6 protein-coding genes and 2 pseudogenes are annotated in these 10,174 nt (G+C 38.8%); 3 read left to right on the top strand and 5 right to left on the bottom strand.

Features of this window, described 5'->3' with window-relative positions; genetic code table 11:
* Window positions 1-211: 211 nt before the first annotated feature.
* Together FD29_RS09645 and FD29_RS09640 are read right to left on the bottom strand one after the other, a co-directional pair.
* On the bottom strand, window positions 212-793 hold the full coding sequence (locus FD29_RS09645; protein WP_057888727.1) for an NAD(P)H-dependent oxidoreductase: 582 nt from the start codon (window positions 791-793) through the stop codon (window positions 212-214).
* Between the two features lie 255 nt (window positions 794-1,048).
* Window positions 1,049-1,900, bottom strand: coding sequence for a YitT family protein (locus FD29_RS09640; protein ID WP_057888726.1), 852 nt, complete (start codon window positions 1,898-1,900; stop codon window positions 1,049-1,051).
* Between the two features lie 146 nt (window positions 1,901-2,046).
* Here FD29_RS09640 and FD29_RS09635 point away from each other — a divergent pair.
* Window positions 2,047-2,905, top strand: a pseudogene (locus tag FD29_RS09635) (NAD(P)-dependent oxidoreductase).
* Between the two features lie 564 nt (window positions 2,906-3,469).
* On the opposite strand, the pseudogene FD29_RS09630 reads toward FD29_RS09635, so the two are convergent.
* From FD29_RS09630 to FD29_RS09620, 3 genes and pseudogenes are all read right to left on the bottom strand, one after another.
* Window positions 3,470-4,381: pseudogene (locus tag FD29_RS09630) on the bottom strand (sce7725 family protein).
* Complete coding sequence (locus FD29_RS09625) at window positions 4,378-5,094, bottom strand: hypothetical protein (RefSeq protein WP_057888725.1); 717 nt, start codon at window positions 5,092-5,094, stop codon at window positions 4,378-4,380. The pseudogene FD29_RS09630 and the gene FD29_RS09625 overlap by 4 nt, the downstream one beginning before the upstream one ends.
* Window positions 5,084-7,456, bottom strand: a complete 2,373-nt coding sequence (locus FD29_RS09620) for an ATP-dependent DNA helicase (RefSeq protein WP_057888724.1) — start codon at window positions 7,454-7,456, stop codon at window positions 5,084-5,086. Before FD29_RS09620 ends, FD29_RS09625 begins: the two co-directional genes overlap by 11 nt.
* A gap of 144 nt (window positions 7,457-7,600) precedes the next feature.
* Here FD29_RS09620 and FD29_RS09615 point away from each other — a divergent pair, with 144 nt between their 5' ends.
* Complete coding sequence (locus FD29_RS09615) at window positions 7,601-8,155, top strand: TetR/AcrR family transcriptional regulator (protein ID WP_057888723.1); 555 nt, start codon at window positions 7,601-7,603, stop codon at window positions 8,153-8,155.
* Between the two features lie 126 nt (window positions 8,156-8,281).
* Window positions 8,282-10,081, top strand: coding sequence for an oleate hydratase (locus tag FD29_RS09610; protein ID WP_057888722.1), 1,800 nt, complete (start codon window positions 8,282-8,284; stop codon window positions 10,079-10,081).
* Window positions 10,082-10,174 lie beyond the last annotated feature (93 nt).

Here is a 10,174-nt window from a genome sequence, read left to right as displayed (position 1 = left end):
ACCCCATATGAAGTATTTTTTGACAAACCGTTGCACTTAGTTTGACAATTCGCCATGAATAAAAACACCTTTAATTTATTAAAATCATATATTCTATATTAACTCATTTTAAATTAAAGGAAAGCGCCTAACTTTTTACAATTAGTAAACTTACCGTCCTAACAAAATAAGGATGCTAATATTCAGCGTGCAAATATTAGCATCCTTATTCTTACTCTTGTTTGTATAACATAGGAATATCATCTAAGAATTTTCCCCGTTTTTCATCAGTAGTCGTATTGGCTTCCCCAAAGTGAATCCAATTAACATTTTTGGCATCAATTCCTAAATCTACCAAAGTCCGATTGATGAAAACTTTTTGGATCGGGTCGCCACATTCAGTTTGTAAATATGACTTAGTTACAGTCGACGTCGTTATAACGGTAACCTTCTTAATGTACGTCAATAGGCCTTCCCAACCGTTATCTTCGTTATAAGCGAATCCTTTGAGCATCGTTTTATCTAAAAAGCCCTTCAACATAGCTGGTACGCTTTGCCACCAAATGGGAAAAATAAAGACTAATTCATTTGAACCAGCAATTTTTCGCTGATATCTTTTTACCTTTTCGTCGTCAGTCTTTCCCTCACTATAAGTAGCCAAATTCTCTCCCCTCAATAAAGGATCAAAATCATCACCGTAAAGATCAATAATTTCAAATTCCTCATCATGCATTGAGAAATAATTTGACAATCTATTTAAAATCTCATGGTTAAAACTTCCCACGTAAGGATGAGCATAAATAATTGTTTTCATAGCAAAATCTCCTCGCATCTTCATACCACCAGTATATTATTTTTTAAGCGGTTTCTAGACCCAATAAACGGAGATTTTTATCGTCTAAATTGAAATAGCTTTATATCTAAATATTCTTTTAAAAAATTAACAATTTTCAACAATAATATATTTAATTTATTACGTAATTATTCCTTTAAAAAATACAATAAATTATTAATGTATATAAAAAATAGTTTCTGATTTCGAGTGTGAAATCAGAAACTATTTTTTCAATTAATTGTCATTAAATTTACCTGAAATCGACATGGTTGGTTGAATGTTAATGAAGGCATTCGGATCAATGCTCATAATCACTTTTTTCGCAAAGAACAACTGATATTTGGTCAAAACCATTGTGATCGAACCGATCTCTTCGCCTGAATAAGCTCCTCTTAGATGATAATCAAGCGTTAGGCCACGATTGAGTGTCTTCAAGAGTTCTTGAGAAACTTCGTCAACTTTGTGCGTATAGACGATAGCCGTGATCTTCTGTTGTTGAATGTACATCTTGTCGATCACCATGTTAGTAATATAAATTGAGATGATCGTGTACAAATCCAAATCCCAACCGAAAGAAAATCCGGCAATAATAATAATAACAGCATTAACGGCAAAACTGACTTGTCCAACTGTCCGGCCAGTCTTTCTTTGCACGATCAAAGCAATAATATCTGTCCCACCAGTCGAAAAACCATAGCGGAAACAAAGACCGATCCCCGCTCCAGATAAAATCCCACCAAAAACGGCTGATAGCAAAGGATCTTTAGTAAGGGGATATAACGGTACTAATAAAATCAATAACGATGCTGAAACGACGGAAATAATCGATAATATCGTAAACTTCTTTCCTAATTGGAACCAAGCCAAAATGATCAATGGCAGGTTCAACAATGCATACCAGAGATATACTGGCGTGTTCACATTCATGAACTCGTTCAGTAAGTTAACGATCAGCTGCGAGGCACCAGTAACTCCACTAGTATAAAGTTTTGCCGGCTGCAAGAGCAATTGAATTCCAAGTGCTGAGGTTATTCCATAGAATAAAGCCGCTAAAATACTTTTATAATAGTCCTTTATAAACTTCATAATATCCCCCTCCGTATCTATTTATATTTTGATGAATCACCACAAGAATTATATCAAATAAGCTGCCCTAAAAAATAGAGTAGGCATATCTTTATTGACAAGTTTTTTCATATAATATAATGAATTAGCAGAATGGAGGAATTAATATGCAAAAAATTGGTTTTATTGGTACCGGCGTCATGGGAAGCGGCATTATCAACAACCTCCTCAACGCTCATTACGATGTTGATATTTATACTCGAACAGAGTCAAAAGCCGAGCCTCTGATTGCCAAAGGTGCTAAATGTCACTTCTCCTAAAGATGTCGCTCTAAATGCTGATATCATCTTTACGATGGTTGGTTTTCCTCAAGATGTTGAAGATGTCTACTTCAAAGATAACGGTATTTTTGCTGGACTTTCAGCTGGCAAAATAATCGTCGATATGACGACAAGTACACCAACGCTAGCTAAAAAAATCGGTCAAAAAGCTGAAGAAATTGGCGTTGAATCGATCGATGCCCCTGTTTCCGGTGGTGACGTTGGTGCCCGTGATGGTCAACTGACAATTATGGTCGGCGGTTCTAAAAAAGCTTTTGAAACGTTGCAACCTATTTTTGAAATTATCGGCAAAACTAATCACTACTTTGGTAACTTCGGTGCCGGTCAACACGCCAAGATGGCTAATCAGATCATGATTGCTGGGACGATGACCGGTCTGACGGAAATGTTCGTTTATGCTAAAGCTGCCGGATTGGATCTGCAATCAGTACTTGAAACTGTCGAAGGTGGCGGTGGCGACAACTGGAGTTTGGAAAATTATGGTCCTCGTATTCTAAAGGGCGACTTCAAGCCTGGCTTTTATTCCAAACATTTCTTGAAGGATCTACGGATTGCTTTGGATGAGAGCGAAAAGATGGGCTTGGACTTGCCTGCTACTAAACAAGCTAAGAAATTATACGAAACCTTGGTTGATGAAAAAGGTTTGGGCAATGATGGTACTCAAGCTTTGATCAAACTATGGTAATGTGATTTTTGTTTTTGTTTTTGCTTTTGTTCACTGCCGTCTTCCATGAAATTCTGGTGGACGCTGGAACGCTGTGAGAGCAACTTAGAGCCAATTATAGTTCAAATTGTCTCTAAGCTTGTCTGTCTCTAACCTGGCAAGGGTACGCCAGCTAAGAGACTTCCACGGCTGAGCATCCACCAGAATTTCATTCCAGACTAATGGGTTTAAGTACCTTTAGTTTTGAGATATTAATATAGTCAATTTTATTAAATATTGAATATCTATCAGTAAAAACATATAAAAGGCCGTAATTCTTAATTAATTTAGGAATTACGGTCTTTCTTATATGTAAAACTATCTTTATATAACTAATAAGTTTACTCAAATATTATACATACCAACTAAACAACGAAGACTCTAGCCTGGAGAGCAAAAGCTGATGGGCTCAGTGGTGGCTTAATCTTAGTCAGCGTACTGTGCTGGCTTAGATTACTGACGAGCTTGAAGACAATTTTTAAATTGGCTCCAAGTCGCCTCACCACGTTCCAGCCCAATCAGCTTTTGATCGGAAGGCGGCATCCTTCACAAATCCAGCAAACGACTCATCAGTTGAAAATGGTGCATCAAAGATAACTTTTTAACTGTTCCCAAACCTGGAAACTTATCCTGCTGTGCATAAGCTAATAAATCTTGCAACGCTGGCGTATCGTTTAATCCGTGGATGTTTTCCTTTGACCAAGCAACCAACTTGTTCAAGGCTTCAAAAAATTTATCCTTTTGGCCACTCATTCGCTCATTGCTGTCTGATACAAAGTGATGAATACGCAGGCTACCGTTTTCTGTGACATAGATCAAATGCAAAGCAATCGCACGTGATGGCATTCCTTTGTCAAAATACACATGCCCGACCATCGAATAATCGCCAAATCCTTGATAGTTATCCACTTGTCGATACCAATAAGCTGGTTCAAAAAACTCATCTTCTAAATCTGCGTAATCTTCAACATGGCGGACAAAAGTCAATGGATCGGCTAATAGTGTGGCTTTATCTTTGACTAATTCATGGATTCTCGCCACGTCTGGAATTAGGACGTTATCCACATGTAACAAAACTTGCGTTTTTTCGTAGGCCTTCAGTAACTCGTAGTTCTTTACTATCAATAAAGAATGTTGATTTGACGCTGTTTTTTAAAAATCACTACTAAAATCAGCCGCCAAGATCGCACTTGGATGATAAAACGATAGGTTATCCACAGCTGGCAACGGATAGAGTTTCGTATCGTTCAAGCCATAAATACTCACCTGCGGATTAGCAATCACACTGAATGGCTGTTTTGCCGTAATAAACGTTTTAACCGTCTGTTGCAGTTCTTTGGAATCACGCACTGGTTCAATGATCGGCACGATTTTTTTACTGAGTTGCCCTGATTCACAAAGTTCCTTTAGGGCCATCAAGTCATACATTCGACCACGCAAATAAGGATAATAAGTCATATTTTATCCTCCAAATTAGGCTGTTGCAGTTGTTGCAATTCTAATTTCAATTCCTGATATTCCGCATTTCTAGCGTCCAATTCTTCCTGCAACGCCGTCACAGCAGCGGAATTCATCTCTTCGATAAATCGGTCATATAAATTATGGTCCGGATTGTAAACATCGTATCCCACTTTGGCCCGTTTTTTTAATTCTTTAAACAAACGATCGTCCGAATATAGTTGCAAACCTTTTTCAACTTTCTTAGCCTTATCAACTTCTCTGAACAGTGAGGCGACAAAATGACTTGTCAATTGTTGTTCGTCAACTTGGAGTTCTTGATATTGAGCCTTTTTAGCGACAGTCAAAAAACCTGGTGCTCTTAGAGTTTGTGGCGATGCCTCGATAGCTTCTTTATCGAAAGCTCGATAGATCAAAACACCAATGTGACTAGGAATCTCAGATGAAACTTCATCATATAATTTTTGCGGCAAAACGAAATAATTGTAGTTACCGATAAAAGACAGTTTAGCCTTGGAATGAAAATCAGACTTGGTGACCTTTAATTCGTAACAGCGCCACTCGATTTTCCCATCGGATAGCTGCTGATAGCTCAACGTATCGACAATTCCTTTACTATCAGGCATTGAAACCTCTTCAACAACGTAAGAACCTTGTTCAAGACAATATTGATACAACGTACTCTCTAATTGTTTGGTTAATTTAGTCTTCATGTGTTCGTTCCTTCCAAAAGTTATCCACCGCAAATTTCAAACGGTCGATGGAATTAATTCGTTGGAAATGTTGCCAGTGCTGTGGAAAAAGTTGCGTGTAGCGGCTACTGCCAAAGCGTTGATCCAACAACAAGACAATTCCTTCGTCATGACTGCTACGAATCAAACGCCCCGCTGCTTGCAAGACATTGTTTAACCCTGGCATCTGATAGGCGTATTCGAATCCATGGCCATTATTTTCATCGTAATAATCACGAATCAAATTATTTTCAGCGCTCAAGCCTGGCAAACCAACACTGACGATTGCCACGCCAATCAATTTATTGCCCCGTAAGTCGATGCCTTCAGAGAAGATTCCGCCCAAAACGCAAAAAGCCGCCAGTGTCTGTGTCGGATCAGTTTGAAATTGGTCAAGAAAAGCTTGTCGTTCCGTATTATCCATCGAACCAACTTGAGCAATCGTTTCGACCTCAGGATACTTCTCTTCAAAAGCTGCTTTGATCTGTTGTAAATATCCATATGACGGAAAAAAGAACATGTAATTACCGGTTTTACCTTGAATCAAAGTTGCCAAACTATCCACGATCTTATCTTGATTGAACGGACGTTGCTTGTACGTAGTTTGAACATACTGAGTGATCATAATGGCTTGATTCTGAGCGGGAAACGGCGATGGCAACTGATATGCCAAACTGTGCTCGATGCCGCCTAAAACATTTTGATAATAGTTCATTGGTGACAATGTAGCTGAGAATAAAACGGCTCCCAAACCTAAATCTAACGACTGATCGATAAAGTGGCTCGGATCAAGACACAGCTGCTTAATGACGATATTCTTATCTTCGATAACGATCCTAGTCTTATAGCTGTCATCATATAAAGCTCCAATTTTAACGAAAGTCAGACAATCGAAGAAAAAATCTTTGGCATCATCCAAAAAATCAGACGGTTTCTGATCTTGCATCCACTCACCCATAAAATCATCGAATTTACCTAAAACATTGATCAGTTTATCTGGTGCATCGGCAGTGATTTTTTCATCCCGTACTTCTTCTTTAAGGACTTTTTTGATTTGATTGAATACGCGGCGGACTTTCTTTAGCTGTTTTTGAAAATCCTCACTCGCTTTATTTTTAATGCCACGAGCTGATTTCAAAAGTGCAGCGATTGCCTTATCACTGATTTCAGCTGAGTACATCGAACGTGAGCGACTGACTAAGTTGTGAACTTCATCGATCAAGAAGAAATTATCGGTATCTTTTTCAATAAAGAAGCGCTGTAAATAAACTAATGGATCGAACAAATAATTATAATCGCAAATGATCACATCGCAGAACAATGAGGCATCCAATGAAAATTCAAACGGATCAACTGTATGTTTTTTAGCATATTTTTCCACAACCGCTCGAGTAATCGCATCTTCATTGGTCAACAGATCGGCTAAAGCTGGCTTCAAACGGTCGTAATACCCGATCATATAAGGATTTTCTTCTGGTGGGACATCTTCTTCAGGAAAACGGATCTTATCCTTAGCCGTCAAAGTAATACTTTTGAGTTTTAAGCCTTTATCAGCCATCAATTCAATTGTCTCTTCAGCCACGTGACGTGTACTCTGTTTAGCAGTCAAATAAAATAACCGTTGAACCTTCTCTTCTCCCATCGCTTTAATAGCCGGAAATAAAGTAGAGATTGTTTTGCCGGTACCAGTTGGTGCTTCAACGAAGAGCCGCTTCTGTAAATAAATCGTCTTATACACTGCCGCCGCCAATTCGTGTTGACCTGTACGAAATGCTGGAAAAGGAAACTGTAATTTTTGAATTGATTCGTTGCGGGTCTTGCGTAATTTGGCTCGCAATGTCAGCCGATATTCATATTCATCGATCAAATCTTGAAAAAATTTCGTCAGTTCATCCCGCGTTAAAACTTTTTCATCGGTCGTGACATTTTCATTGCTAACTTGAAAATAAGTCAAATGTAACGTTACATGATCGAATTCTAGATGATCTTTTAACAACAAGTAACCATAGACTTTCACTTGGCCCCAGTACAATTCTAAAGTGTTGTCGCTCAAATCTTCAAAGGGCTGATCCGACGTTTTGATTTCTTCAATTAAAGCCCCACTGTCAGTCAAAGTTATCCCATCGGCGCGACCTGAAATTAAATAATCCGTGCCATTCATCGTAACGATAGATTTTAAATAAACTTCACTCTCATAATTGTCATCTTTTGAACGCTGTTTTTGGAGTCGACGATGGATTCTGGCACCGTTGGCAGCAGTATTTTGACTATTCTTAGTTTCAATCAAATCACCACTACGTAAAACAAACTCAACGAGTTGGCGAATTCCAATTTTTGTCGGCATAAAATACTCCTTAAATAATTGCTAAATAACATTGTAAAACATGTGTTCGATTTTGTCGCTATCTCTTTAGGTGATTGTGGAAAAAGCACTGACCTTTCATGAAAATAATTATATAATTGTATTAATTCAAAGGAGGATTCGGTCATGCAAGCAACCACCGAAGATGTACTTATCGATGCCTTGAACGTCATACTCGAAAAAAAGCCTATCGACAAGATCACTGTGAAGGATATTGTCAGCGAATGTAATTTGACTCGGCAGACTTTCTATAATCATTTTTCTGATATTTATGGGCTCGTAGAATATTCCGCCAAAGAGAATGCCAACGAACTTTTGGGAAGTTTTTCCGACTACGACACTTGGCAAAAGGGTTTTTACGCCGTCATGTCCGCTATGCGCGCTCACAAATCCATCATTCAAAACGTTTATCAATCAGTCTATCGTGATTTGATGGAGAAATACATCTACAAAGTTATCTACAGCTATATTATCGATGTCGTCGAAAAACAAGCTGAAGGTATGGTGGTCGATCAAAAACACAAAGATTTCATTGCCCACTTCTACAGTCTGGCTTTTATCGCTCTGATTCTCGAATGGATCATGGATAATATGCGTGCCGATCCGCAAGAAATCGTCGATCAAACCGGCGTCCTCGTTCATGGCGACTTCAAAAAGGCTCTTAAAAAATATGCTAAATAATTTTACAAATTGGTCGAAGTGTAAATTTTCTTTACACTTCGATTTTTTTGTAAATTGTCGTACCCACCGTAAACTTCTATCGTAGGTTTTGTAGTAAGCAACCTATTCGAAAAGAGGTAAAGCAATATGAACATTTATAAGACAATGTATCATCCTAACAAGCCAGCTGGCGTTGATGCCCGTAAGGCTAACATCGTTGGTGGTGGTATTGCTGGATTAGCTACAGCTGTTTTTCTAATTGACGATGCTAAAATGCCCGCCAGAAATATTACTATCTATGAAAAGAAACCGGTTATGGGTGGCTCAATGGACGGTACTAAAGGTAATGAGGGATACCTTTGCCGTGCTGAACGTGAACTCGAACCTTACATGGAATGTCTCTGGTATCTTTGTAGCAAGATTCCTTCATTAGAAAACGAGGGACGGACTGTTTTAGACGACGTTGTTGACTTCAACCGTGATGAACCAATCCACAGTGAAGCTCGTGTTATCGTCAACCAAGGCGAGATCGACGGTCACTATCACGATTACAAATTACCTCAAAAATATGTCACAGCTATGGCCAAGATCGTTGGTTCTTCGGAAGAAGAATTAGCTGACAAAAGAATTGATGAATTTTTTGACAAAGATTTCTTCAAAACTAACTTCTGGACTTGTTTCCACAGTCAACTAGCCTTCAAACACTATCACAGTGCGATTGAATGTCGTCGTTATTGGCAAAGATTTACTTTCATCAACCGTCACGAATATCTTGAAGGATTTATCCACACTAAATATAACGAATATGATGCTATTATTTTGCCTATCGAAAGATGGTTGATCGATCACGGCGTTCGCTTCGTTAACAACTTCTCTGTTTACAACTTGCAACTAGATGACAGAAACGATACCGTTCAAGCTATCTTGGCTCACCAAAACGGCAATGATGTTTCCGTTGACGTTGCTAGTCGTGATCTAGTCTTCGTTACGACCGGCTCTATTAGTGAAAACAGTACTTTCGGTAATAACACAACGGTTGCACCAACGAACACTAATACTGACGACATGGGAACTTTCACAATTTGGAAGAACCTAGCTCAAAAAGATGACAAATTCGGTCACCCTGATAAATTCCTAGGCCAAATCGACAAGACAAAGTGGATCTCATTTTTCCCAACAGTCAAAGATTATCCAGAATTCTTCAGAAGAATCGAAGAACTATCCGGCAGTAAAGCTGGTACTGGTGGTTTGATGACTTTCAAAGATTCTAATTGGGATATGTCATTTGAAATCCACCACAAACCATTCTTCCCTTACCAAGCTGACGATGAAGAAGTTGGTTGGGGCTACGGACTATACGGTGAAAATGTCGGTAACTACGTCAAGAAACGTATGTGGGACTGTACTGGTGATGAAATCATGACTGAATTGCTCTATCACTTAGGTATGCTCGACATCAAAGATGAAGTTTTGAAACACACTTACATGTCAACTGCCATGATGCCTTACGTAACCAGTCAATTCATGCCTCGTAAGCTTGGCGACCGTCCAAAGGTAGTTCCTGCTGGCTGCACTAACTTAGCTTTGCTCGGTCAATTTGTTGAAGTCGATACTGATGTTGTCTTCACAGTTGAAACCTCAGTCCGTACTGGTTTGGAAAGTGTCTATGAACTGTTGCACCTTGATAAAGATGTTATTGAAGTCAATCCATCCAGATACGATATCCGTTACCTATTAGAACGTGTTAAGAGATTCAATGGTATCAAAGGTAAGATCAATGCTGACGACCTACCAGCCATCACGCCTGAATCAATGCCAATGATCCAACAAATGCTCTTACAATACGTCAACAACATCCCACCTTACTATCAAATGTATCTTGGACGCGACAAGACGATTCCTCTGAAAGAATCAGTCTTACATCCAAAAGCTCCACACAGCAAATAAATTCCTACACCTTATAAATATAAAAATTCTTACTCCATAATCGAGTAGGAGGTAACTTTTAATTACCGACCTCTCACACCACCGTACGTACGG

Origin of the sequence: Companilactobacillus mindensis DSM 14500 (assembly GCF_001434275.1) — a bacterium.
In the GTDB taxonomy this organism is placed as follows: Bacteria; Bacillota; Bacilli; order Lactobacillales; family Lactobacillaceae; genus Companilactobacillus; species Companilactobacillus mindensis.
This window is presented reverse-complemented; position numbering and strand designations above follow the sequence as displayed.

Excerpts from the sequence above, each read along its gene's own strand:
- FD29_RS09645 (WP_057888727.1), bottom strand. The coding sequence starts at position 793 with ATGAAAACAATTATTTATGCTCATCCTTACGTGGGAAGTTTTAACCAT.
- FD29_RS09640 (WP_057888726.1), bottom strand. The coding sequence starts at position 1,900 with ATGAAGTTTATAAAGGACTATTATAAAAGTATTTTAGCGGCTTTATTC.
- FD29_RS09625 (WP_057888725.1), bottom strand. The coding sequence starts at position 5,094 with ATGAAGACTAAATTAACCAAACAATTAGAGAGTACGTTGTATCAATAT.
- FD29_RS09620 (WP_057888724.1), bottom strand. The coding sequence starts at position 7,456 with ATGCCGACAAAAATTGGAATTCGCCAACTCGTTGAGTTTGTTTTACGT.
- FD29_RS09615 (WP_057888723.1), top strand. The coding sequence starts at position 7,601 with ATGCAAGCAACCACCGAAGATGTACTTATCGATGCCTTGAACGTCATA.
- FD29_RS09610 (WP_057888722.1), top strand. The coding sequence starts at position 8,282 with ATGAACATTTATAAGACAATGTATCATCCTAACAAGCCAGCTGGCGTT.